The organism is Rickettsia helvetica (assembly GCF_963970025.1).
In the GTDB taxonomy this organism is placed as follows: Bacteria; Pseudomonadota; Alphaproteobacteria; order Rickettsiales; family Rickettsiaceae; genus Rickettsia; species Rickettsia helvetica.
Map to the genome: position 1 here is coordinate 223,548 of NZ_OZ018776.1, position 24,581 is coordinate 248,128.

Sequence of the window (24,581 nt, forward strand, 5' to 3'; positions counted from 1 at the left end):
TCACGTATGTCTATATACGCTGCGGTGCTGTGTTCCGTCTCTCCTTTAAATCCCTCTCTATAAGCTGATTTGGAAAGATGTCTATTATCAGAGTATTTAGGATTGAATTTTATATCAAATAGATTTACCAACATTTTTGTATATTCGGGATGTTTAAGTAACGTTAACTGTACATAACCTTTGCCGTAACTAAATCCCGTTTGATGTAAATATCTTGTTAAAGCTTTTACTAATTTAACTTGCTTCCAATTAAAACCGGCAAGCACTATTAATTTACTTAAAGAATCATTAGCAAGCATCCCAAGTGCCATTTTATCTAAAGCTTCTTCAACATTTATTTTTAATTCGGTAATATTATCCTTTACAGGTACAATAGAAGTTAAGATAAAATTATATATCCAGCTTTCTTTGATTTCGAGGGCCTCCTTAATTGCAAAAGTTTGTTCATCAATTGCTTTAAAACCTAAATTTTCGATTGGTGGCAATATGTTAGAAAGGGCAAGTTTTACTTTTGGACTATATATTTTTAAGTAAAATTCCGTTTCATTTACAGAAACTAGATTAAACATACATTTTTGTGACTTGCTTGCTTCCGTTAGATATTCAATATCTACTAAAGCTATTTCCGGAGAAAATTTTTGCCTATAGTCTGCCGGAAAAACATTATCAAAAAGCTTTAAATTAATACCTGCTTGATATTCGCCGAATTTTTTAGAAAGCTTAAAATAAAAATCTTCACTCCAACGTGTAGAGATACGATCTAAATCTTGCTGTATTATTTCTGCTTCAAAATTTATTTTATGTTCCCCTTGTGCTTCAAGCGTTACAAAAAGATAAGAAAAATTACCGGCTACTTCGGTGATATAGTTGGATAAAATTTTACTACCGAATTTTTCCGCTAAATAACAATCTATCATATTATGTATTTCAGCCGTTAAACGTTCTCGTGGCAGAAAAATTATGATATTAAGAAAAGAACTCGACCAATCATATTGAATAAACAATTTAAGCTTCTTACTCATCATACTTGAGAGCATATGTAAACACATACAATATAAATCGCCTTGATCAATTTGTATTAAAGCTTCTCTCGGTAACGACTCCATTAAAATTCTTAACTTATCGGCATTATAACCGGATAATGCAAAACCGGCTTTCTCAATTACAAAATTAAATTTTTGTCGTAGGATTGGAATATTACTTATTGAATGGTAATACATATTTGAATTATATATGCCGAAAATTATACTTCCTGAAATATATCCACCCGAAGAATCAAATTTTTTTACTAAGATATAGTCGATTAAATTATCTGAATGGATAAGCGACGCACTATTTATTTTACCGAGTATTATTAATTGATTTTGATATAAAGGATTAGCAGAACATTTTATAATATCATCAATCTCGTCTTTTACTTCTTGCCATATTTTTGCTGCTCCTATTTCATTACTTAATTTTAAAGATTTTACCTCAAAATCAAGAGTCCCTAATAAAACTAAATTATCGTTTTGTAACCAATTTAAGAATTCTTTAGCCTCTTCAAAATTTAATTTATCATTATTAATTATATTGTTAGATAAATCTTGTAATTTTGTGCGTAATTGCGGTAAATGGCTATAGCTTTGCTCTAACTCTTCTAATCTTTCATTTATAGCCTCGGTTAAAAATGTAGTAGTTTTATCGTCAAAATTTCCTAAAATGGTTAAATGTAGTATCGATTCTGATTTTTCATCCGACACAGAATTTTCTAATATTTTTTCTAATTCTCCTTTACTATTTCGGACGCAGTTTATTACCGGATAGAGTAAAAACTTAGTTTGCAAATTCATGTTTTTAAGCAGACATATGATAAAATCAACAATATGCGGCTTATTATCAAGTAATATCAAGACATTTATTGTCGGATCATTTTCGATCACTGCCTTTGTTATTACTATTTTTCTTGTTCTTTCTACCCTTTGTTTAAAAAACTTAAAGGCTTCATCTGCAAAATTTTGGAATAATTTTTCTCTATTCTCAAAATCATAATCTATCGGAATATAATTTAAAAACTTTTGAACAAAATCTATATATATGGAACTTGACTCACGTTCCTTGCTAAGTTCTAGAATTTTAGTTTTATAATTCGGGATTTGACAATTTAAACGACTAAAGTTTAAAGAGGTTGTTTTTGGGGTCATGATTTTCTCAAGTAATAATAATATGATTATTTCTTTTGTTATTATATTATATAAAATAACTTAAGCAAGAGGCATAGAAAATAAGTGGAAACGATATTTGCACAAAGCTCTGCATTCGGTAAAGCAGGCGTAGCGGTTTTTAGGATTTCCGGTCCTCAAAGCTTAGAAGTTTTACAGCTACTTACCGGTAGAAAGGACTTTAAATCGAGATTAATGTATTATCAACAAATTACAGTCCCTGAAACTAAGGAGCTAATTGATAATGCTATGGTTGTTTATTTTAAATCACCTAATAGTTTTACCGGCGAAGACGTAGTCGAGATTCATACACACGGCAGTAAAGCTATTTCTACAATGCTTATTAATGCATTGTTAAATATAGCTGATATTCGTTTGGCAGAAGCAGGAGAATTTACCAAAAGAGCTTTTTTAAATAACAAATTCGATTTAACGGCAGCAGAGGGGATAGCCGATCTAATTAATGCTGAAACCATTATGCAGCATAGGCAAGCAATTAGACAAGCAAGCGGTGGGCTTGAAGAATTATATAATAACTGGCGTAGTCAGCTTTTAAAAATTATCTCTCTGCTTGAAGCTTATATAGATTTCCCTGATGAAGATATACCGGATAGCGTCCTTAACGACGTTAATAACACTCATAAAAACCTTGTAAATGAAATATCTAATTATCTTAACGATAATAGACGAGGAGAGCTACTAAATAGCGGCCTTAAGCTTGCAATTATCGGTCCACCAAATGTTGGTAAGTCTAGCTTACTAAATTTTTTAATGCAAAAAGATATAGCGATTGTCTCAAATATCGCAGGAACTACTAGAGATATAATTGAGGGTCATTTAGACATTGGAGGCTACCCTATTATTTTGCAAGATACAGCAGGTATAAGAGAAGAAAGTAGCGACATTATCGAGCAAGAAGGTATAAAAAGAGCTATAAATTCGGCTAAAACAGCGGATATTAAAATTATTATGTTTGATGCCGAAAAATTAGACTCCTCTATAAATGAAGATATTATTAATTTAATTGATGAAAATACTATCGTAATAATTAATAAAATCGATCTTATAGAACCGAACAAAGTATTTTTAATTGAAGATAAATATAAATGCTTAAGAGTTTCGATTAAGAATAATATAGCCTTAAACTATATATTGAAAAATATCGAAAATATTGCTGAAAATATGGCAGGTTTTACCGAAACGCCTTACATAACAAATCAGCGTCATCGTCATTATTTAAAACAAGCTCTCTCGCATTTAACGGCTTTTAGTTTAGATAATGATTTAGTCTTAGCAACTGAAGATATTAGAATGACAACACGCTGTATCGGTGCTATTACGGGCGTTATTAACGTAGAAGAAATACTAGGCGAAATCTTTAAAAATTTCTGCATAGGAAAGTAATGTTGTATAGCTCATTCTACGTCATTCCCGCGAAAGCGGGAATCCAGAATAAATAGTTTAATAATAGTACAAGCTTGATGAAATAAGCATAAAAAACAAGTTTTTTTATATGCTTGCCTGGATTCCCGCTTTCGCGGGAATGACATAAAGGTCTAATCATAATAACCTATCTCAAATCCTTTCTCTCATATATTAATTTATTTTAACTTTCTCTTGACAAAAACATTAATATATTCTAGAAACCACGTTTTATGGTTTTATTAATTTAAATTATAAGGAGTAATAATTATGGCACCTGTATTAAATTCAAACGTTTTTAAATGTGTTATGCCTATATTTTCAAACGAAATGATAAGCAGTTTACCGGGTAATGTAAACCATATCGTTCATAAATTAGGTAATACTATACTTTCATCGGTATATAATACTGTTGAGGGAACTTTTAAAAAAGGCTTCCTAGTAAACAATGCACATTGTAATTGGAAAAATATTGAATACTCTTTCCAAGACTCGCCTGATGATTTTTCAATACTGCACACAGAATGCATAAAAGGTTTAGATACTCCAATAAATAACATTTTTACCGATGCAGAAAATAATCCACGTATACTTTTACAACAAGCTGTAACACCTAATCAAAACGGTACGGTCAATATTTTTGATCAGCTTTATAAAGTAACACATGATTATATGTTCTCACAAGGCAATATTACCGAAACTAACGGAGCTGATTTCTTAGGTTTAAATGAATGCACTAAAGAAGAGGCTATAAATACTTTACAAAACTATAACACTTATAAAGACACTCTAATTCCTCATGAATCGTTCATCAATACTCTTGAAAATACTCTAAATCGTTTAGGTATATCTTTGGATAATGTCTCTCCTACAGAAATAGGTAAACATATTTTAGATCAACTTGGTAAAGCTTATACTGAGGCAACCACTCCCTCTACCACGGGAAATCCTAACAATGATACAAATGACGGTGGATATAGCGGTGCTTACATCGCTGCAGTAGCAGTAGGTACATTAGTTGTAGGTGCTATCTTAGGGTATACAGTTAAATATGGATGGGATTGGTATAAGGGAAGAAATATAAAAAACGAAAATTTAGAGTTAAAGTATGAAAACTCAAAGTTAAAATTGGGGGATAAAACACTTGAAATACTAATTGAAGATCAAGCTATATTAGATGAAATTATAGGAATTGGAAATTTAACAGATATACTTGCAATATTAAGCAATCCTAATCAAGACACGATAAATTTACATGGTCAAGATTATGATATCTCTCTATTAAAATCAAAAACACAAGATTTAGATAAAGCAATTATAAAGTTAAATTCTATCTCTAACATATTTGCTAATATAAATTCTTTAGGTAACACATTACATATAATATGTACCCTTCTTAATGGACAAGATACTTTTATGACTGTTAAATCCTTTGCAACTTTAATAAAAGAGTCAAGGAAAACAGATACTAAATCCGAAGAACACAAAAACTGTCTTGAGAAGATATTCGAGACACTACTTGGAATTGATGAAACCTCAAACAGAGAATATCATTATATTCTAGAAGAAGAGTTACAGAATCATGAAATGCCATTATTAGCCGATGGATCATCACCATCTGGATCTTCAAGTATAGAACATTGTTAGTACCATAACAAACCATCATTGACTTTTTGAAAGTTATATATAAAACGATACTTGAAATAGCAAAGTGCTGTTTCAGGGTGTCGAAACCTCTGCCAAAAGTGAGAGCATTTCTCACAAAACTGATGTAATCCTTGACTCTTTTGATCGGGGGGGATGATAGGGTATGTTCAGGGCTTAGGGTATAACTTTAAGCTTAAAGCCTATCATAGCTGTTGTTCTATACAGTGTTACTAACGCCCTGGTGATTTATGTTTAAGAAGTCAAGATAATTTGTTTATATTGTTCCTGCCAAGGTCGTTTGTTTTTAACAATGTTATTGATAATTATTATTATCTTTCGCATTACAGCAGTAAGAGCTAATTGTTTGGCCTTTCCTTTTTCTACAAGTCTTTTATAAAAAGGTTTAACTGCAGAATTACATCTTACAGACATAACAGCTGCCATATATAATGCTGCCCGTACCGTTTTTCTACCACCTTTAGTTTTTGCTTTAAATCTTGTTTTGCCACTTTCCTTACAGTGAGGTGCTACTCCTACTAAAGAAGCTATTTGTTTACAATTTAAATTACCAAGCTCCGGTAATTCTGTAATTAAGGTTATTGCTATAATCGAGCCAATACCTGGGATAGTAATGAGTAAATTATATATTTCTTTGTAACTTTCTAGATTTAAAATAAGATGTAATATAAGCTTTTCTACTTATTCCTTTTGGCTATTAAGTAAATCAATAACATTATTTATACTATTAATTATTTTTTGATTAGTAACTCTACGTAAGCGATTGCGTTCAGATACTATCATAGTAATTAATTGGTTACGTCTAGCTGTAAGTTCTTTTAATTCTTTTTCTATCTCATTCGCTACTTTTCTAGATTCAGGGTTAATTTTTTCTGCAAATAATGCTAACATTTGTGCATCGATGGTATCAGTTTTTGTAAACTTACCTCTCATAGTTCTAAATGCTGATGTAAAATAAGGATTAACTACTGACACCAAATATCCTGCTTTTTATAAGGTGTTTGCCGCTTTATATTCAAGCCCACCGGTAGCTTCAATTACAATTTTAGCAATACTATAACCTGCTATATATTCGGCTAGCTCATTAATGCCTTTTTGATCATTATTAAAAACTTTATATTTATTCAATGGGTGTAACCAGACGTCTAAAGTATCTTCAGATACATCGATACCTATAAAGATATGCTTTGTTATGTTTTTCTCTCCTGTCCCATGTACGAGCAAGGGGGTTATTCACTTGATCTTAATGGTTGATCGTGAATAACCCCTTGCTCTATTGATTTGTTTGGAACCAAATGAAGTAAGGAGTAACACACCGGGGCACGGTTCATTAATTATAATTAAATTAATAACCTGACCACCATCGTTACCTCCTTACAGTATCTAGAATTATGCATTATTCTAAACACTTATTAAATACATAGACCACCAAGAGTTTATTTCTCTTCGGTGGTTGAAACTTGAGCAATTTAAGTTTAATCAATAGGGAGCAAACATGTCTGACCAAAATACTAAAACCATCTCTAGACTCGTCATAGAATTTACTTTAAATGAAAATAAAAAAAATCTAAGAGCCGAGATAGCAGATTTACTAGAAAGACCTATAACAAAAAGCGATATCGAAAGAATAGAACAACGCTTAGCAGAATTAGAAAAAATATTTAGTAATGATTTATAGCCTTGAAAATATCATCATCTCATTTTACTAACTACCTACTATAAAAATACGCACTAAAATAATTATAGTAACCATTATGATAAATAGTGCAAAAATAGCAAAAGACGGTAAGGTTTCTATACCAGTTTCATCATATGTAATAAAGCTATTAATGTAGAGAGGTAGATGCTTTAAAAGGAGGAAGAACATACATAATCACACCCGCCAATATTAGCATGATTATTCCTAGAATAATACCTACTATATTAAATGCATTTATAAAAGCAATATTAACCTCCTTAATTAATTCGTGAGCAAATGAAGGTGGTAGTTGTTGAGCAATAATTATTCCTTCACCAATTGAGTCACGAGCTATTTCTGCCATTGATACAGAAACACCGTGAGGGATTACTAGATTGTTACTATATATAAAAGACGTAATACTCACAATAACAGCTATACCTAATACATTACCTAGTTCATATGCTGTTTCTTGTAGTGCTGCTGCACCTCCGTATCTCTCTGCCGGCACTGCATTTATCATAACTGTTACGGTGGTAGAGAGGCATAGACTACTTCCTATACCAAGCAGTCCAAGATATATAGTATTCGATAATAAATCTCTATAGTCTAAATATACTAGGCAAAATCAATGATATAGTTAGTAAAGCCCACTAAACATTATTACACGTGCGGTAAATCGTGTGAGTAAATATGGCATAACTAAAGATGCAATTAAAGCAAAAACTGCTGCAGGCAACATATAAAGACCTGCATATAAAGGACTTAACCTTTTGATAAACTGTAACCATAAGGACATAAGATACATTATGGCTCCTAAGACATAAGTAATCAGCAAATAAACTATTACTCCTATACTAAAATTGCTAATTAAGAATAAACGCATATCCACTAACGGATCATCGCTTTTAAGTTGGCGTAAGGTAAATATTATTAGTAACACAATGCCAATTAAGAGCATTCCGCCGGATGCTAGATTCATAATACCGTATTTAGCCAACATCTTAATGCCTTGAACTAAAGCTGCCATCCCAAAAAACGATTGAAATACTCCTATCCAATCCCATGGTTCATTACTAGGATTAGATGATTCAGGAATCCAAACTATGCCAAAAGCAATAATTACTAATGCAATAGGTGCGTTTATAAAAAATGCAAATTGCCAACTTAAAAGCTCAACCAATACTCCTCCTAGTACGGATCTTATAGCTGCTCCTATGGTTGCCATTATTCCCCACACGGAATATTGCGATCATTGTGTATTAGTAAAAATGTTATGCAATATAGATAAAGTGGAAGGCATAATCATTGATCCTCCTAACCCAAGTAAAGCACGACATAATACTAATCCCCATGAGCTATCAAATACATAAACTAACATTGAAGCGATGGAAAAAACTAAAAGCCCCCAAAGTAATAATCTTTTACGACCAAATCTATCTCCTAATGCACCTGCGGTAATTAGAAGACCTGATAATACTAATGCATATGCATTGATTATCCATAATTATTGTAAATTAGATGGTTTTAAATCAAGGATTATAGTAGGCATAACAGCATGCAAGATTGTAGCATCCATCGATACCAAAAGTAAGCAAATGCTTAAAATAATTAAAATACGCCATCTAAATTTATAAGATGTAGATGATGAATTATCTTCAGCGATATATTCAGTTTGTGGGAATTGTGATACCATATGTGATAAGTTATTTAATAAGGGTTTTACTAAATCTATCTTTTTCGGGAACTATGGGACTGTTAACAAGTAATTTAATTAGCTTTAAAATTTATTTTGTTAACAGTCCTAGGTCAATTCAGTTGGATTTGCATACAAGGGTCAAGACCTATAATTAATAGGAGAGTGACAAGTAACATAGTAGGCAAGTCCATATCAATTAACCATAACACAAGCAAATTTAACATCTAAGCATCACCTAGTATGGAAGTCAAGATTTAATCTTACAAGCACAATAACATAAATAAAATTTGATTTTTCTTTCTCAAGCTTATATTTTAATTGATAAGTTTATAATATGGAAATTTATGTCAAATACAGATAAGGAAAGAGCCATTGCCGCAGCACTCGCACAAATCGAAAAAAGCTACGGTAAAGGTTCGGTAATGAAACTAGGGCAGCGTCCGAATGTTGATATAGAAGCCGTATCGACCGGCTCACTTGGGCTAGATATAGCTCTTGGAATCGGTGGTGTTCCCAAAGGTAGAATAATTGAGATTTTCGGTCCTGAAAGCTCAGGTAAAACTACTTTAACATTACATTTAATTGCCGAAGCACAGAAAAAAGGAGGCACATGTGCTTTTATTGATGCCGAGCATGCATTAGACCCTGCTTATGCTAAAAAATTAGGCGTAAATATTGATGAGCTTATTATTTCACAGCCCGATACAGGTGAACAAGCCCTAGAAATTGCCGATACGTTAATTCGCTCTGGCGGTATTGATATGATAATAATAGATAGTGTCGCGGCTTTAGTACCAAAATCAGAGATTGAGGGCGAGATGGGTGATGCCCAAATGGCTTCTCAAGCAAGATTAATGAGCCAGGCTTTGCGTAAACTTACCGCATCAATTAATCGTACCAATTGTATTACTGTTTTCATCAACCAAATCAGAATGAAAATAGGTGTGATGTTCGGTAGTCCTGAAACTACGACTGGCGGTAATGCTTTGAAATTCTATGCTTCTGTTAGGATCGATATAAGAAGAATCGGCTCCATTAAAGATAAAGAAGAAGTAATAGGCAGCCAAACCAAAGTAAAAGTAGTCAAAAACAAAGTATCTCCTCCGTTTAAAACTGCAGATTTTGATATAATGTACGGTTCAGGTATTTCAAAAGAAGGCGAGATAATCGACCTTGGAGTTAAGTTTGATATTGTTGAGAAATCCGGCTCTTGGTTTTCCTACAATAACGTACGCATAGGTCAAGGGCGTGAAAACGTCAAACAATATTTAAAAGAACATCCACAAATTTCCAACGAAATTGAGAAAATAATACGTGAAAAATCGTCAAAAATTACTAATATAAATCTTGATCAAAGGGAGGAAGAAAATGATTGATTTAACAGGTAAAACTTCCTTAATTACGGGAGCTTCAGGAGGCATAGGCGGAGCTATAGCGAGGTTACTGCACAAACTCAAAAGCCATGTAATTATTAGCGGTAGTAATGAGGAAAAATTAAAATCCCTTGGACATGCTTTAAAAGATAATTATACGATAGAAATATGCAACCTTGCAAATAAGGAAGAATGCAGCAATTTAATATCTAAAGCATCAAAGCTAGATATTTTAGTATGTAATGCCGGTATTACTAGCGATACGCTAGCAATTAGAATGAAAGATGAAGATTTTGACAAAGTTATTGATATTAATTTAAAAGCAAATTTTATTTTAAATCGTGAAGCAATAAAAAAAATGATGCAAGACAGGTATGGACGCATTATTAACATATCTTCAATAGTAGGAATTTCAGGTAACCCTGGGCAAGCTAATTATTGTGCTTCTAAAGCAGGTTTAATAGGTATGACCAAATCGCTCTCTTACGAAGTTGCAACCAGAGGAATTACGGTTAACGCAGTAGCTCCAGGATTTATTAAATCAGATATGACCGATAAACTAAACGAAAAACAAAGAGAAGCCATAGTACAAAAAATTCCGCTAGGCACTTACGGTATGCCGGAAGATGTGGCAAACGCAGTCGCATTTTTAGCAAGCGATCAGGCATCATACATTACCGGCCAAACTATACATGTAAACGGCGGTATGTTAATGGTATAAAAATTAATAAGATTATTTTATGCTAGCATAAAATAATTTTTTGTGCTAGAAGTTCTTTTAAAGATAAAATGCTATGAATATTTTAAATAAATATTCATACAGTTAAAATAAAGTCTAATAGCTGAATAACCGCTATTATATGGCATATAAAATTAAATGATTTCATGGAGTTCAAAATTATGAGTACAACGGACAAGATCGAACAGAAAGTTATTGAAATGGTTGCTGAAAAGCTAAATAAAGATAAATCGATAATAACTACGGATTCAAGATTTATAGAAGATTTGAAAGCTGATAGCCTTGATACCGTAGAGTTAATGATGGCAATAGAAGTTGAATACGGTATTGATATCCCTGATGATGAAGCCACTAAAATTAAAACCGTATCCGATGTTATAAAATATATCAAAGAACGCCAATCTTAATCTGCATAAATTAAATCCCTAATAGATAATTAAAAATGTCGAATCAAAGAGTAAATAAAAGAGTAGTTATTACCGGACTTGGACTTGTTACTCCTGTTGGGCTTAATGTTAGCTCATCTTGGAAAAATATTGTAAATGGAGTAAGTGGTATAAAAACTATTACGGAATTTGACACTTCTAAACTTGCGTGTAAAATTGCTGGACTTATAGATAACTCTGAGAAAGATGGATTTAAACTTGAAAATTTCACACAAGCAGATGACGTTAATAGACTAAGTAAAATGGATAAATTTATCCATTACGGAGTAGCAGCTGCAACCGAAGCAGTTGAAGATAGCAGCTGGTTACCTGAAGATGAAGAATCTCGTGATAGAACTGGCTTGATATTAGGTTCAGGAATCGGCGGGCTTAAAATGATCGAAGATACCTCTATCAAACTTTATCAAGAAAATAACGGCAAAGTTAGTCCTTTCTTTATTCCAGCCTCATTAATTAACCTTTTATCCGGTCTTGTTTCTATAAAATACGGTTTTAGCGGTCCGAACCAAGCGGCAGTAACAGCTTGCTCTACAGGGGCACATGCTATAGGCGATGCTATGCGTATGATAAAGCACAACTATGCAGACGTTATGGTCGCAGGCGGTGCAGAAGCTCCAGTTACACCTGTTGGAGTTGCAGGTTTCGTTGCTGCTAGAGCATTATGTACTAAATATAACGATAATCCTGAAAAAGCCTCAAGACCTTGGGATAAAGACCGCAGCGGCTTTGTTATGGGTGAAGGAGCAGGCGTTGTAGTCTTAGAAGAATATGAGCATGCCGTAAATCGAGGGGCTAAAATTTACGGTGAAGTTATAGGATACGGCACTACAGGTGACGCATATCATATGACAGCCCCACATCCTGAAGGTAGAGGGGCTTATAGAGCGATGAGAGATGCAATGCTAGATGCAGCTATCACTCCCGATATGATTGATTATATTAATGCACACGGTACTTCTACTACACTTGGTGATGGAATAGAATTAGCAGCCGTACAAAAATTATTTTTAGAAGCAAATCCCAAAGTTCTAATGTCTTCTACTAAATCATCAATAGGACATTTGCTTGGTGCGGCAGGAAGCGTTGAGTTTATCTTTTCAGCTCTTGCAATTAGAGATCAGATTGCACCGCCAACCTTAAACTTAGATAACCCTATGGATGAGGTTAAGATAGATTTAGTTGCACTTAAAGCTAAGAAAACTAAGATAGATTACGTGCTTTCCAACTCGTTCGGATTCGGCGGTACTAATGCTAGTTTAGTGATTAAGAGTATACTCATTTAATTTGAAAATTGGCTACGTCGTCCTATTAAGTACTGTGGTGCTCACGTATTAAGTTATACGCTCCGCTCCTCGTCTTATGGACTCCTTACTCTTTTTCAAATTAAATTTCGTCTACCGACCTTTAACTAAGGTCATTCCCACGTAGGCAGGAATCCAGTAAAACATATAAAAACAAGTTTTTATATGTTTATTCTATCAAATATGTAATTTTGTATCAATATTAAGGTTATCTTTTCTGGATTCCCGCTTCCACGGTAAGGTATTGTTGCGTGGATCGATTTTCCGTTGTCAATCCCCCACGACTTGATCGTGGGATCCAGCTTAAAATACTAATAATATTAGTATTTTAAATTGTTTTTATGGACCCCGTGGTCAAGCCACGGGGTGACACAATGGATTTTACCGGCCCACGCAACAATGCCACGCGGGAATGACATAAAAACTAGTCAATAGTAAACTATGATCCCTATTTATTACATTAAAGACGGTAACTTAAGCTTTGCGGATAAAGTAATTTTATCTGATTTAGAGCTTTATTTGTACAAAGGCGATAAGATTTGTCTTATAGGACGTAACGGCTGCGGGAAATCAAGCTTAATGAAAGTAATATCAGGTGATTATGAGCTAGATAACGGTGAGTTATTTCAAGATCCTTTAGTTACAACCGGTTATTTAAGACAAGATATTTCTATAAAAACTAATCTAACTGTTTATGATTTTGTCTTACAACAAACAGATAGTACAAAAGAAATAGATAAATACCAAATCGATATAATTCTAGAAAAATTACAAATCAACGGAGCAGATAACTTATCAATCTATTCAGGCGGTCAACTGAGAAGAGCAAGCCTTGCTAAAGCTTTAATATTAGAGCCGGAAATATTACTACTTGATGAACCGACTAACCATCTAGATATTGAAACAATCGAATGGTTAGAAGAGTTTGTTAAATCTTATAATGGTGCTATTATTTGCGTTAGTCATGATAGGACATTCCTCTCAAACGTCACTAATAAAATTTGGTGGCTTGATCGAGGGATTTTACGTAAATCCGATAAAGGATTTAAATTTTTTGATGAATGGCAAACAATTATCATAGAACAAGAAGAAGCCGCTCTTCGGAAATTAAATAAAAAACTATTACAAGAAAATGAATGGTTAAATGCCGGTGTTACTGCTAGACGTAAGCGGAATCAAAAGAGACTTGCGGAGTTGAAAGCTTTAAGAGCAATAACACAAGAACAGACTGAAAAACTAGCTAGTTCAAAACAAAGAGTTAGGGCAGAGCTTGCTGAAAATATAACTAAAAGTAAATCCATTATTGAAGCAGATAATATTACTTTTAGTTATAAAAATACTAAAATTATTGATAATTTTAGCTTTCGTGTAAAAAAAGGCGAGAAAATCGGTATAATCGGTGCAAACGGCTCAGGTAAATCTACCTTTATCAAACTACTAACAAAACAGCTTACTCCTGAAATCGGTAAAATTATATATGGCGGTAATTTAGATATTTCATATTTTGATCAACATAGAGAAAAACTAGAGCCTAATCATACATTACAACAAACTTTATGTCCTACAGGCGGTGATCAAGTATTTTTGCCAAACGGTAAAACCATGCATGTTGCCGGTTATTTAAAACAATTCATGTTTAATCCTAAACTACTTAATGCAAAAACCGCTATTTTATCAGGCGGCGAAGCTAATAGATTATTACTTGCAAAAATTCTAATTAACCCTGGAAATCTGTTAATTTTAGATGAACCAACTAATGACCTAGATATGGATAGTCTGGAAATTTTACTAGATATACTTGCAGATTATTCAGGCACTTTAATAGTCGTGAGCCATGATCGTGACTTCTTAGATAGGTTAGTTACTAGAACTTTAGTTTTCGCTCAAGGTAAAATTCATGACCTGACAGGAGGTTATGAAGATTATAAGCAGTATTTTATTACCTCTCCTATAGCCAAAAAAGCTTCAAAACCACTACCATTAACTTCTCAAAAAGAACCTCTAAATAAAAAGCTATCTTATAAATATCAGCGTTTGCTTGAAACATTGCCAAATGATATTGAGAAGCTAGAAATATCAATCCAAAATCTAGAACAAGCACTAGAAGATGTTAATCTATATCTAGATAATCCTAAAAAATACACTCAGATCACAAATCAATTAACTCATGATAAAAAGAAGCTAGATGAGCTATTAAATCAATGGCTAGAAATACAAAATTAATTTTTGTTAAAATGTTCTTGACTTAATTGTTAACTTTTGTTAACGTTTTATGGATGATGGAAACACACATAAAACATAAAAGGTTATTGTGAGTAAAATTACAAATAAAGAATATCCACAAAAAGAAACAATAGTTGATCCTCAAGCACTTAATGATATCAAAGCTATTCTTACTCAAATTACCGCTACTAATAATCCTGCAGAGTTAAGTAGATTAGTAAGTGCAGCTCGAAATATTAAATCCGATAGTTCTTTTATTAATGCTATAGCAGAAAAAGTAGAGGCTATAGCATTAAAAAAGCAAGAACTAGCAGAAAGCCAGCTTAATTCTGAAATTACTCAAAAAGAGCTAGAACAGTTAGAAGAACAAAGAGAACGGGAAGAAGCAATAATAAAATATAAAATGGAAGCTGCAAGGCAAATTCAAGAACTTAATGCTATCCATGATGGATTTAAGAGAAAATCAGAAGAATATAAAAAATTATCTTCTCCTATAGCAACAATGGTTAGAATAAATGAAAATGGAAAAGAGATAATCGATGAACAGGCAATTAATAAAAATATTTTAACTAAAGAAGAAATAGAAGAACGTAGACAAAAATTTGCAGAACTTAAGGAGGAACAAGAAAAAGTAAATATAATAGTTAAAAAAGCTAATGAAGAAAAAGAGATTATAGAAAAAGAGATTAATGATTTAACTGAGAAATTAAAAGATAAAAATTTATTACCTGAACAAATTAAGGAATTAGAAGAGAATTTAAAAGTCAAGAAAGAAAATCTAGCAGTTAAAAACACTGTAGTCAAAGAAGCTAAAAAAGTTCAAAAACACATTCAAGAAGAAATAGAAAGTGTTAAGGTATTTCACCAAGAAAATCAAGAAAAAATAAATCAGCTTAGAGATGTTATAGAAAAATCAAAAAATACTCTAGATCCTAACAAACATCAAGAATTTAAACAGAAGCATTCTTTACTCAATAACCAACAAGAAGCAATAGTCAATAATAAAAATTTAAGCAATGAAGATCAAGATGTACGTAAAAATATATGTAGTAAAATTAATACTCAACGTGAAGCTGATAAAATAAAAGATTCTTTAAATAGCCCAATAGCTACCCCGAAGAATCACCAAGTTGAGCAAAGTAATCAAGTTCAACAAAAAAAACAAAATAACGTGTGGATAAGATAAAATTTAACAAATAAAAATATAGGAGCAAATATGAGTAAACAAAGTGATGATATGGATACATTAGCAGCATTACAAAGAATTAAAACTAAAGCAACAACTTTATCAAACGAGATAAAATCTCAACCTATGAACAATATGGTAAGCTCACCTAATAGTACCGGAACAACATATTTAACAGCTGATCAAACTTTTGATAAAATGCATAATGATTATGCAGCTCAGCAAATAAAACTTGCCGGCAAAGGTGCTAAAAAAGGCGTATGTGAAATAATATAACATTCTAAGAGCTGTGACTCTATATAGTTGCAGCTTTTGTATCATTTTGAATTAAGACAGAGAAACCTATTGCCTGTATTTTTTCTGACAATTTAAAGCTAATATCACCTGGGAATATTACATTAATTTGATCAAGTTTTAAATCATCTAAAGATATGTGCATTGATTTTGTAATACTCGGTGTATTTGTATATTTAATTTCAACCCCCAAACGTTTTCCATTTTTAAAAATTAAAAGATCTGTTTCTGCTCCATTATGAGATGACCAAAAATAACATTCTTCGGGTTCTGCTTTATAATATCTAATAATTTGTTCTAAGACGAATCCTTCCCATGATGCACCTATTTTAGGATGAGTGCTTAAAGCTTCATAATTATTTAAGCCTAATAAAGCGTGATATATTCCACTATCTCTAAAAAAGATTTTTGGGGTTTTAACTTGTCTTTTTTTAAGGTTTTCATACCAAGGCTGCAAAATACGGATCATAAAAGTTCCCTCTAAAATATCTAAATAATGCTTTGCGGTATGATATGAGATAGATAAAGAATTTCCAAGTTCTGAGGCATTAAATATATTAGCGTGATAATGGCAAAGCATTAACCAAAACCTACGTAACTGCATAGACGGAATTGTAAAACCTAAATTTGGTATATCTCTTTCTAAAAATGTTTTAATGTAATTCTGACGCCATAAAGCACTTAACTCTTCATCATCTGCAAGATATGATAAAGGAAATCCGCCGCGTATCCATAATTGCTGAGTACCTGACACTTCAGATAAGGTAAACGGTGTCATTTCAATATAACCTATTCTACCTGCTAGTGTTTCAGAACCTTGTTTAATTAAGTCTCTTGATGCACTGCCTAGTACTAAAAATTTAATATCAGTTGTATCAACAAGAACTCTTAAAATAGGGAATAGATTCGGTTTATACTGAATTTCATCAATAATAACAAATCCTTTTAGATCAGACAAAGCAAGCATCGGTTCATTTAATCTTGCTAAATCTAAGGGATTTTCAAGATCAAAAATATTGATTTTAGGAATATTATAAGCTTCTGCGAATTGTTTAGAAAGGGTAGTTTTTCCGCACTGCCTTGGTCCTAACACGGCACAAACTTTATGAGTTTTAAAATGTTTTATGATTGATGAAAGGAATTGTTTTCTAAGCATTTAAACTAGTACTGAAAATTAGAAATATAACTTCTAATTTTCAGTATAGAAAGAAAAAACGATAAAGTCAAAACACTTTTTCTCGTTCTGCAACTATAATCGCATGTATTTTTTTAAGTGTCCGGTCAAAGTCATCGTTAGTAATTACATAATCGTACTCATTAGCATGTGATATTTCATTTTGTGCTGACTGCATACGTAATTTTATTGCTTCCTCATTATCAGTCGCTCTATTTCTTAAGCGCTGTTCCAGTATTTCAATACTAGGAGGTAATACAAATATAGCAACAACATCAGCAGCATTTTTCTTAATACTCCTTGCTCCTTGCCAATCAATATCAAACAAAACATCCAAGCCTTGATTTAATAACATTTCGACATATTCTTTAGGCGTACCGTAATAATTATCGTATATTTTAGCATATTCAAGGAATTTATTCTGCTTAACTAATTCTTCAAACTCTAGACCGGTCTTAAAGTAATAGTTTATGCCCTCTACTTCTCCTAAACGTGGTTTTCTTGTAGTTGTTGAAATAGATAAACGCAAATTATTATCTATTTTCAATAATGCTTTAGCTAAACTTGACTTACCTGTACCTGAAGGGGAAGATAAAATTATAATCAGTCCTTTAGAGTTCTTCGGAAATTCTACTTCTAGAGGTAATTTAGACGTCGAACCGGTACTCGCATCCTCACGTATGTCTATATACGCTGCGGTGCTATGTTCCGTGTCTCCTTTAAATTCCTCTCTATAAGCGAATTTCTGAAGAACTCTTTTATTTTTTGTTGTCATATTTTATGTTTTATTTCGTAGGTACAGCATATTTCAGAAAAATTCAGACAAGATGAATTTAAATGTGAGCCTGCGAAAGCAGTAGGTAAACTATGTGAACACAGGCGAGTCATGCAAAATTCGCTTGTATCAAGCTTTATGAATTATGCTGTACTTTTCTTTTTATTACCTCATCCATAGTACAATTAAAATATTTTGCTATTTTTAAAATAGTATCTATTTCAGGATTAAATTCACGATTAACTTCTGCTCTCATAATTCTGCTAACGGTCGTGTAAGGGATATCAGTAACTTGAGCAAGATATTTACGATCTATCTTTTCTTGTTTTAATTTTTCTTCTAAAAATTCTTTTACCTTAGTAGCAAGTGCCATATTAATAACCTCTGAATAAATAAATAGATGTATACGAAGATCAACTTCAAAAAGAGCAAGGAATCCACAAGGCAAGGAACGGAGCGTATTTACTTAATACGTGAGTACTACAGCTCTTGTAGGATGACGTAGCCAATTTTTCAAGTTGAACGAGTATACCATGCGTTTTTTATAATTATAGGTAATTTATAAGACCTTATAATTACCAAATCAAACCTGATATTATAATTTCTATATTTAGAATTGCTACTTAAAAACATTTCAGCAGCCCTAGTAATTCTTCTTTGCTGATTGAAAGATACAAATCTATCATCAATTTTAGAGCTTCTTGCTTTGACTTCAATAAAAATAATTTCTTTATTACGTAACGCAATAATATCTATTTCACCGACATAATAACGTTTTCTATGATGCAGTATTTGATAAAATTTTAATTTATAGATTATTATATAAATATATTCGGCAATAATGCCGAAATAATATCCTTTTTCACAATATACCAAATAAAATGAAGAATCGATATACGAAGATCAACTTCAAAAAGAGCAAGGAGTCCATAAGACGAGGAGCGTATACTAAATACGTAAACACCACAGTACTTATAGGACGACGTAGCCAATTTTTGAAGTTCTATCTGAGTATATATTACTCTTTAGGCAATAGTACTTGTACAAATTCTGTTTTAGATAGATCAGCTGCTATGTTTACCATAACATCATGTTCCGTAACTTTAGACACATAGCCCACTAAAATACCTGCAGGATAAATATTACCGTGTCCAGAGGTTACTATCTCCTCATCTTTCTGTACTAAATGATTGTTAGGCAAGTATAAAATTTTACTATTATTATTATTACCTGCTAAAATACCTTGTTCTCTTGAAGAATTAGCTTTAATAGGTATTCTAGAATTAACATCGCTAATTAACATTACTTTAGCATAATTATTACTCACTTCTATTACTTTTCCTACTAATTTTCCTGAATTAACAACGATTTGATCAGGTTCAATGCCTTGCTTTTTACCTGCAGAAATCAAAGCAGTTCTAGAAAAGGGATTAAAAGAAACACTTAGTAATTTAGTAGTAATATATTCAAATTCTTCTTCTTCAGCAATCGTTAACAAATCTTTTAATGCAATGTTTTCAGCTCTTACCGATTCTACTTCACTTTGCAAATGTTGTAATCTTGCTATCTCAAGTTTAAGTTCTATATTTTTTCGTTCTAAATCTTGAAAATAAACAAATTTTTGTGTTATTGAATTTATATATTCAAATATATCTTCATAAACTGCTAAACCAGTTGATACTATACTACCGGCTACTTCAAGTGATATACTAGATATTTTTTTAGGCGTAGTAAAAAATAAATATACAGACAATCCAAGCCCAAATATAACAAAAAAACGCTTAAGAGTATTTGATATTATTCTTATTAATTCTAATGAATTTGAAGAATTTTTTACTCTATTTGCAAGTATTGCCATTTTTAATCCTGTTTAAATAGTACATGTTTTAGCTTTGTAAAATCTTCAAGTACTTTTCCTGTTCCAAGTGCTACACAAGAGAGGGCATCATCTGCAACTATCACCGGCAATTTAGTAGCTTTACTAAGAACAAAATCAAGATTTCGTAATAATGAGCCGCCGCCTGTTAAAACAATTCCCTTATCAACTATATCTGAAGATAACTCAGGAGGTGTTGCTTCTAGTGCTACTTTTACCGCTTCAACAATTTGACTTACCGGTTCAATTAGACTATCAGCAATTTGTCTTTCGTTCAATATCATTTCTTTAGGAATACCGTAAATTAAATCACGTCCTTTAATTTCCATCTTTCTCGGCTCAGCATTTTCATCTACATAAGCTGTACCTATTGCTTGCTTTATCTTTTCGGCAGTAGCCTCACCTATCAATAGGTTATAGTGCCTTCTTATATATGAGATAATAGCTTCATCCATTTTATCACCGCCGACTCTTACCGACCTTGCATACACTATGCCCCCTAGTGATAAAACTGCAACTTCCGTAGTGCCTCCTCCAATATCGACAATCATCGAACCGGTCGCTTCCGTTACGGGCAGCCCTGCTCCGATCGCTGCCGCCATAGGTTCTTCAATTAAATAGACATCCCTACCCCCTGCACTTTCTGCTGCTTCTTGGATAGCACGACGCTCAACCGGCGTAGAACCGGAAGGCACACAAATAACAATTGTCGGACCAAAAAAAGAGCGACGATTATGCACCATTCTAATAAAATACTTTATCATTTCCTCTGCACCCTTAAAATCAGCAATAACACCGTCTTTTAAAGGTCTTTTTGCTTCAATATCCGTAGGAGTACGCCCAAGCATCATTTTTGCTTCATGACCATAAGCATAAGGCACAAAAGCCCCGTCTTTTTTTATTAATGCAATAACAGAAGGTTCCCTTAGAACAATTCCACGACTTTTTTGATAGACAATAGTATTTGCCGTACCAAGATCTATGGCCATACCGGAAGAAAACCCTTCCAAAAATTTCATTATCATTTTATTTTTTCTCTCTAAATTCTAAAAACACTTCTATGGAACTGTTAACAAAATAAACAGTCCCATAGTAAATAAAAATTTAATATAGACGAAGTTTAATTTGGAAAAGAGCGAGAAAAGCCTCGGAATTTTTGACCACAGCGTAGAATACTATGTGAGGATCAAAAATGAGAAGCGACGATGCCAATTTTTCAAATTAAACGAGTATATATTAAATTTCTTTATAATGTAAAATAATAAAGTTACTAATAAAAAATATTAGCATAATAGGTAATAAAATAGCAGCAATTAAAGACAAATTATTATAAGTAAGTATTTTTAATAATATTTCTGATAACGAATATGCTATAAAACCTGAAAATAAACCTAATATCAGTATTTTTTCTTGGGAATTATCACGCTGTTTAAGACTAATAAAACAACTTGCTAAAATTACGGTTGCTATCATCATTATAGGCTTAAATAATTGCTTGTAATAATAAATTTGATAATTAATAGCCGGTAAACCTGAATTTAATAATTCATTAATTAATTTTGGTAAATTCCAAATAGAAACCATTTCAGGACGAATAAATTTATTTACTAAACTATTAATTGATAAATTTGTCTGTATAGTTAAATTGTTGTAAGCCTTAGTTTCCTCTTTTGTGAAAACCTTAACTCTATTTAAATGTAACATTTTATTTTCAATAATACCGTATAATGCATCAATTCTCTTTAAAAAAGAATTATTACTATCAACAAATAAAATTGTAATATTATTTAATTTTTTCTCGGCAACATTAATAAATTGTGTTTGAATAATTTGATTTTCATCATTTAAAGATTCAAAAAATAATAAACCTGATTTAGATATTATACCCTCACTCAAGGCTTTTTTAGTTAGTTTTGCTTCTAATAACTCATATTTTTGTAAGCCTATAGTACCGATAGGGTTTAATATAGTCGTAAAAAATATACCTAAAATTAAAGTTACAATACATGGAATAACAAGCACTTGCCAAATATGAATACCGCTAGATAACATAGCCGTTAATTCATTATTTTTTGTTAGATTTCTAAGAAAAAATAACATAGCGGTAAAACTAATTAATGAAGATACTTGACCTAGTAAATAAGGAATCTTATATAAGATAAGTCTCCAAAAAAAACTAAAAGGAACATAAATATTTTTGAATTTTTGCAAAAGATCAAAAATATTTGAGATAATTAATAGCCCGATTAAAAGAAATAATATAATAAAGAAACACTTAGAATATAATTTAGTAAGATACCAAGAAAGTGTTTTTAGATTAATCATTATAAATTCAGTTCTAATGCGAATTTAAATAAGAATTTGTGTGGTGGGGCTGGTAGGACTTGAACCTACGACCACACCGTTATGAGCGGCGTGCTCTAACCAACTGAGCTACAGCCCCTTTTCATTTGAAATTTATATATTATTATGCAGTTAAGTCTAGTAAAATTTTTATATTTTTGAGGTATCGCCTAATCGGTGTCATATTGTGACTTGATCACGGTATCCAAAAAAGTAACTTAAAGTATTAATAATTTTAGTATTTTAACTGGATCCCGCGATCAAGTCGCGGGATGACAATGGAAAAACCGATCCATACAACAAAGCCGATCAAGCCACGGAATGACAATAGGACAACCTATCAACGCTTTCGCAATAATAACATCAAGTCATAAATAAAAAAAGCTGAGTAGTAAACTCGACCTTTTAGGATACTACAATTAGTAAATAATTTTAGTGATGTACAACTGTTACAGCTCTACGATTATAAGCAAAAGCTTCTTCAGTATTACCCATCATAGCAGGTCTATCTTTACCGTAAGAGATTGTATTTAATCTGTTATGATCGATTCCTTTATGAGCTAAGAATTTTTTCGCTGCTGCTGCTCTTCTTTCACCTAGACCTAAGTTATATTCTCTGGTACCTCTTTCATCGCAATGTCCTTCAACAGTAGCCTTTACCTCAGGATGCTTTGATAACCAGCAAGCTTGTCTCTCTAGTTCTTCTTTAGCCTTTGGTGATAAAGCAGAGCTATCAAAAGCAAACCATACTGCATTTCCTGCATGCTTCTCGAAATCTTTCATTAATGAGGTTTCTTCTCCTTGGTTCATGTTACAGTCAAATTGTGGTGCTCTTTTTGTAGTATTACACCCTGCAAGCACAAATAATGTAAGAAAAGCTAATGTAATTTTTGTTTTCATAATTAAACTCCTTGAGATTATAATTTATTAATATTGAATTCATTTTAGCTAGTTGTAAAACTAAACTAACCAAAAGCTATGTGAGTTAGTATATATCATTATTTTATTAGTTTAAAGGCTAAAATATTATAAAATGCAATTACTCATGTATAAATGTGGTAAAAATATCATTTTTATAACATGATATAGATACTTATGGATAAATTAGATAGATGAAGTTTAATGTGGAAAAGAGGAATCGATTTTGAAGCTTATAACCGCAGCGTATATATAGATATTACAAGCAAAAAGTAACGCTACCAATTTTCAAATTAAACGAGTATATTCACCATCTTATTAATGCACTGCCCCACGTTAAACCTGCACCGATAGCTGAAAATAGTAGAATATCACCTTTTTTTATTTTGCCTGATGCTTTGAGAGTACTTAAAGCGAGAGGAATTGAAGCAGCAGAACAGTTAGCATGTTTTTCTACGGTTTTCACTACTTTATGCTCTTCTATATTTAATAGTTTAGCGAGTTTATTTATAATACGGATATTTGCTTGATGAGGTATAAAATAATCAATATCGCTTACACTGAATTGATTAGCATGCAGTAAATCTTCTATAGATTGTTGCATTTTTTCTATTGCATGACGGAATAATTTTTGACCCTGCATAACTATTTTGCCACTAGTACCGTTCATACTTACACCACCGTTTGTGTATAATATTTCATAATCAGCCCCGCTTGAGAAGATATTACTATCTATTAAATCGGAATCATCGCTGCTTCGCTGTAATATTACGCTACCAGCCCCATCACCGAATAAAACGCAAGTAGTCCTATCATTCCAATCTAATGATGACGTCATTTTCTCAGCTCCTATAAGCAAAATAGTTTTATATTTACCTGATGAGATAAGAAAATTTGCTACTTGTAAACCATAAACAAAACCGGCACATGCTGCTTGTAAATCAAAAGATGGTATATTAACCAAACCAAGATAGCCCTGTAGTTTAGTAGCAACTGAAGGAAAACTATTATCGGGAGTAGTAGTACATGTAATAATTAAATCAATATCATTTGCTGATATCCCTGCATCTACTATAGCTTTTTCAGCTGATTTTAAAGCGAGATGAGAAGTATATTCATTATCACCTGCTATATGACGCTGTGTAATACCTGTTCTTGTTCTAATCCATTCATCATTAGTATCAACAAATTTTGCAAGTTCTTCATTACTAACTATTTTTGAAGGAAGATACCCGCCGCAACCAATAATTTTACAGGTCATAAATCTT

24 protein-coding genes, 1 tRNA gene and 3 pseudogenes are annotated in these 24,581 nt (G+C 32.2%); 12 read left to right on the forward strand and 16 right to left on the reverse strand.

The window, feature by feature from the left end; translation table 11 throughout:
* Positions 1–86: 86 nt before the first annotated feature.
* Positions 87–2,183, reverse strand: a pseudogene (locus AB1146_RS01485) (glutamate dehydrogenase); the annotation flags it as partial.
* Between the two features lie 84 nt (positions 2,184–2,267).
* On the opposite strand from AB1146_RS01485, the gene mnmE reads away from it, so the two are divergent.
* Both mnmE and AB1146_RS01495 read left to right on the forward strand, forming a co-directional pair.
* Positions 2,268–3,605, forward strand: a complete 1,338-nt coding sequence (gene mnmE, locus AB1146_RS01490) for a tRNA uridine-5-carboxymethylaminomethyl(34) synthesis GTPase MnmE (RefSeq protein ID WP_010421278.1) — start codon at positions 2,268–2,270, stop codon at positions 3,603–3,605.
* 288 nt (positions 3,606–3,893) lie between these two features.
* Entirely contained in the window at positions 3,894–5,270 is a 1,377-nt protein-coding gene (locus AB1146_RS01495) for a DUF5460 family protein (RefSeq protein ID WP_010421274.1), read from the forward strand.
* A gap of 252 nt (positions 5,271–5,522) precedes the next feature.
* Here the strand turns inward: AB1146_RS01495 and AB1146_RS01500 are convergent, their stop codons facing one another.
* From AB1146_RS01500 to AB1146_RS01510, 3 genes are read right to left on the reverse strand one after another with little or no spacing between them, the layout of a single operon-like run.
* Positions 5,523–5,957 (reverse strand): transposase, encoded by a 435-nt coding sequence (locus tag AB1146_RS01500; RefSeq protein ID WP_083831759.1) that lies wholly within the window; start codon positions 5,955–5,957, stop codon positions 5,523–5,525.
* A 12-nt stretch (positions 5,958–5,969) separates the two neighbouring features.
* Complete coding sequence (locus tag AB1146_RS01505) at positions 5,970–6,263, reverse strand: IS110 family transposase (RefSeq protein ID WP_010420449.1); 294 nt, start codon at positions 6,261–6,263, stop codon at positions 5,970–5,972.
* Between the two features lie 15 nt (positions 6,264–6,278).
* Positions 6,279–6,512 carry an IS110 family transposase gene (locus AB1146_RS01510; RefSeq protein WP_010420447.1) on the reverse strand — a complete coding sequence of 78 codons (234 nt, stop codon included), beginning with the start codon at positions 6,510–6,512 and terminating at the stop codon, positions 6,279–6,281.
* Between the two features lie 271 nt (positions 6,513–6,783).
* On the opposite strand from AB1146_RS01510, the gene AB1146_RS01515 reads away from it, so the two are divergent.
* The gene (locus AB1146_RS01515; RefSeq protein WP_010421267.1) at positions 6,784–6,966 is read left to right on the forward strand and encodes a hypothetical protein; all 183 of its coding nucleotides are present in this window, start codon (positions 6,784–6,786) and stop codon (positions 6,964–6,966) included.
* Positions 6,967–7,114: 148 nt separating this feature from the next.
* On the opposite strand, the gene AB1146_RS01520 is transcribed toward AB1146_RS01515, so the two are convergent.
* Positions 7,115–7,489, reverse strand: coding sequence for a hypothetical protein (locus AB1146_RS01520; protein WP_010421265.1), 375 nt, complete (start codon positions 7,487–7,489; stop codon positions 7,115–7,117).
* 117 nt (positions 7,490–7,606) lie between these two features.
* A pseudogene (locus AB1146_RS01525) lies at positions 7,607–8,467 on the reverse strand (MFS transporter).
* Here AB1146_RS01525 and AB1146_RS01530 point away from each other — a divergent pair.
* The 8 genes from AB1146_RS01530 (at position 8,355) to AB1146_RS01565 (ending at position 16,209) form a co-directional block, all read left to right on the forward strand.
* Positions 8,355–8,603 (forward strand): hypothetical protein, encoded by a 249-nt coding sequence (locus tag AB1146_RS01530; protein ID WP_010421258.1) that lies wholly within the window; start codon positions 8,355–8,357, stop codon positions 8,601–8,603. The pseudogene AB1146_RS01525 and the gene AB1146_RS01530 sit on opposite strands and share 113 nt — an antisense overlap.
* 406 nt (positions 8,604–9,009) lie before the next feature.
* Entirely contained in the window at positions 9,010–10,041 is a 1,032-nt protein-coding gene (gene recA / locus AB1146_RS01535; RefSeq protein ID WP_010421255.1) for a recombinase RecA, read from the forward strand.
* Positions 10,034–10,759 (forward strand): 3-oxoacyl-ACP reductase FabG, encoded by a 726-nt coding sequence (gene fabG, locus AB1146_RS01540; protein WP_010421253.1) that lies wholly within the window; start codon positions 10,034–10,036, stop codon positions 10,757–10,759. Before recA ends, fabG begins: the two co-directional genes overlap by 8 nt.
* Before the next feature lie 164 nt (positions 10,760–10,923).
* On the forward strand, positions 10,924–11,184 hold the full coding sequence (acpP, locus tag AB1146_RS01545) for an acyl carrier protein (RefSeq protein WP_008579292.1): 261 nt from the start codon (positions 10,924–10,926) through the stop codon (positions 11,182–11,184).
* Positions 11,185–11,219: 35 nt separating this feature from the next.
* Entirely contained in the window at positions 11,220–12,506 is a 1,287-nt protein-coding gene (gene fabF, locus AB1146_RS01550; protein ID WP_010421218.1) for a beta-ketoacyl-ACP synthase II, read from the forward strand.
* A 459-nt stretch (positions 12,507–12,965) separates the two neighbouring features.
* Positions 12,966–14,747 carry an ABC-F family ATP-binding cassette domain-containing protein gene (locus tag AB1146_RS01555; RefSeq protein WP_010421216.1) on the forward strand — a complete coding sequence of 594 codons (1,782 nt, stop codon included), beginning with the start codon at positions 12,966–12,968 and terminating at the stop codon, positions 14,745–14,747.
* A gap of 88 nt (positions 14,748–14,835) precedes the next feature.
* Positions 14,836–15,933, forward strand: coding sequence for a hypothetical protein (locus tag AB1146_RS01560; RefSeq protein WP_010421214.1), 1,098 nt, complete (start codon positions 14,836–14,838; stop codon positions 15,931–15,933).
* A 30-nt stretch (positions 15,934–15,963) separates the two neighbouring features.
* Entirely contained in the window at positions 15,964–16,209 is a 246-nt protein-coding gene (locus tag AB1146_RS01565) for a hypothetical protein (protein ID WP_010421211.1), read from the forward strand.
* Between the two features lie 19 nt (positions 16,210–16,228).
* On the opposite strand, the gene AB1146_RS01570 is transcribed toward AB1146_RS01565, so the two are convergent.
* Positions 16,229–17,383, reverse strand: a complete 1,155-nt coding sequence (locus AB1146_RS01570) for an ATP-binding protein (protein WP_010421210.1) — start codon at positions 17,381–17,383, stop codon at positions 16,229–16,231.
* Positions 17,384–17,450: 67 nt separating this feature from the next.
* The gene (gene gmk, locus AB1146_RS01575) at positions 17,451–18,176 is read right to left on the reverse strand and encodes a guanylate kinase (protein ID WP_010421208.1); all 726 of its coding nucleotides are present in this window, start codon (positions 18,174–18,176) and stop codon (positions 17,451–17,453) included.
* A gap of 30 nt (positions 18,177–18,206) precedes the next feature.
* On the opposite strand from gmk, the pseudogene AB1146_RS01580 reads away from it, so the two are divergent.
* A pseudogene (locus tag AB1146_RS01580) lies at positions 18,207–18,329 on the forward strand (palindromic element RPE3 domain-containing protein); the annotation flags it as partial.
* Here the strand turns inward: AB1146_RS01580 and AB1146_RS01585 are convergent.
* From AB1146_RS01585 to AB1146_RS01620, 8 genes are all read right to left on the reverse strand, one after another.
* Entirely contained in the window at positions 18,313–18,549 is a 237-nt protein-coding gene (locus AB1146_RS01585; RefSeq protein WP_010421206.1) for a helix-turn-helix transcriptional regulator, read from the reverse strand. The pseudogene AB1146_RS01580 and the gene AB1146_RS01585 overlap by 17 nt on opposite strands.
* Before the next feature lie 140 nt (positions 18,550–18,689).
* Positions 18,690–19,052 (reverse strand): YraN family protein, encoded by a 363-nt coding sequence (locus tag AB1146_RS01590; RefSeq protein WP_010421203.1) that lies wholly within the window; start codon positions 19,050–19,052, stop codon positions 18,690–18,692.
* A gap of 142 nt (positions 19,053–19,194) precedes the next feature.
* On the reverse strand, positions 19,195–20,034 hold the full coding sequence (mreC, locus tag AB1146_RS01595; RefSeq protein ID WP_010421201.1) for a rod shape-determining protein MreC: 840 nt from the start codon (positions 20,032–20,034) through the stop codon (positions 19,195–19,197).
* 2 nt (positions 20,035–20,036) lie between these two features.
* On the reverse strand, positions 20,037–21,077 hold the full coding sequence (locus AB1146_RS01600; protein WP_010421200.1) for a rod shape-determining protein: 1,041 nt from the start codon (positions 21,075–21,077) through the stop codon (positions 20,037–20,039).
* Positions 21,078–21,288: 211 nt separating this feature from the next.
* On the reverse strand, positions 21,289–22,377 hold the full coding sequence (locus AB1146_RS01605; protein WP_010421198.1) for an LptF/LptG family permease: 1,089 nt from the start codon (positions 22,375–22,377) through the stop codon (positions 21,289–21,291).
* A 41-nt stretch (positions 22,378–22,418) separates the two neighbouring features.
* Positions 22,419–22,495 (reverse strand) — tRNA-Ile (locus AB1146_RS01610).
* Positions 22,496–22,827: 332 nt separating this feature from the next.
* The gene (gene pal / locus AB1146_RS01615) at positions 22,828–23,295 is read right to left on the reverse strand and encodes a peptidoglycan-associated lipoprotein Pal (protein WP_010421196.1); all 468 of its coding nucleotides are present in this window, start codon (positions 23,293–23,295) and stop codon (positions 22,828–22,830) included.
* A gap of 325 nt (positions 23,296–23,620) precedes the next feature.
* Complete coding sequence (locus AB1146_RS01620; RefSeq protein WP_010421192.1) at positions 23,621–24,574, reverse strand: beta-ketoacyl-ACP synthase III; 954 nt, start codon at positions 24,572–24,574, stop codon at positions 23,621–23,623.
* Positions 24,575–24,581: the final 7 nt, after the last annotated feature.

Excerpts from the sequence above, each read along its gene's own strand:
- AB1146_RS01555 (WP_010421216.1), top strand. The coding sequence starts at position 12,966 with ATGATCCCTATTTATTACATTAAAGACGGTAACTTAAGCTTTGCGGAT.
- recA (WP_010421255.1), top strand. The coding sequence starts at position 9,010 with ATGTCAAATACAGATAAGGAAAGAGCCATTGCCGCAGCACTCGCACAA.
- AB1146_RS01605 (WP_010421198.1), bottom strand. The coding sequence starts at position 22,377 with ATGATTAATCTAAAAACACTTTCTTGGTATCTTACTAAATTATATTCT.
- AB1146_RS01600 (WP_010421200.1), bottom strand. The coding sequence starts at position 21,077 with ATGATAATGAAATTTTTGGAAGGGTTTTCTTCCGGTATGGCCATAGAT.
- AB1146_RS01565 (WP_010421211.1), top strand. The coding sequence starts at position 15,964 with ATGAGTAAACAAAGTGATGATATGGATACATTAGCAGCATTACAAAGA.
- gmk (WP_010421208.1), bottom strand. The coding sequence starts at position 18,176 with ATGACAACAAAAAATAAAAGAGTTCTTCAGAAATTCGCTTATAGAGAG.
- AB1146_RS01570 (WP_010421210.1), bottom strand. The coding sequence starts at position 17,383 with ATGCTTAGAAAACAATTCCTTTCATCAATCATAAAACATTTTAAAACT.
- fabF (WP_010421218.1), top strand. The coding sequence starts at position 11,220 with ATGTCGAATCAAAGAGTAAATAAAAGAGTAGTTATTACCGGACTTGGA.
- AB1146_RS01530 (WP_010421258.1), top strand. The coding sequence starts at position 8,355 with ATGGAAAAAACTAAAAGCCCCCAAAGTAATAATCTTTTACGACCAAAT.
- acpP (WP_008579292.1), top strand. The coding sequence starts at position 10,924 with ATGGAGTTCAAAATTATGAGTACAACGGACAAGATCGAACAGAAAGTT.
- fabG (WP_010421253.1), top strand. The coding sequence starts at position 10,034 with ATGATTGATTTAACAGGTAAAACTTCCTTAATTACGGGAGCTTCAGGA.
- pal (WP_010421196.1), bottom strand. The coding sequence starts at position 23,295 with ATGAAAACAAAAATTACATTAGCTTTTCTTACATTATTTGTGCTTGCA.
- AB1146_RS01520 (WP_010421265.1), bottom strand. The coding sequence starts at position 7,489 with ATGATAAATGCAGTGCCGGCAGAGAGATACGGAGGTGCAGCAGCACTA.
- AB1146_RS01495 (WP_010421274.1), top strand. The coding sequence starts at position 3,894 with ATGGCACCTGTATTAAATTCAAACGTTTTTAAATGTGTTATGCCTATA.
- mreC (WP_010421201.1), bottom strand. The coding sequence starts at position 20,034 with ATGGCAATACTTGCAAATAGAGTAAAAAATTCTTCAAATTCATTAGAA.
- AB1146_RS01620 (WP_010421192.1), bottom strand. The coding sequence starts at position 24,574 with ATGACCTGTAAAATTATTGGTTGCGGCGGGTATCTTCCTTCAAAAATA.
- AB1146_RS01585 (WP_010421206.1), bottom strand. The coding sequence starts at position 18,549 with ATGGCACTTGCTACTAAGGTAAAAGAATTTTTAGAAGAAAAATTAAAA.
- AB1146_RS01515 (WP_010421267.1), top strand. The coding sequence starts at position 6,784 with ATGTCTGACCAAAATACTAAAACCATCTCTAGACTCGTCATAGAATTT.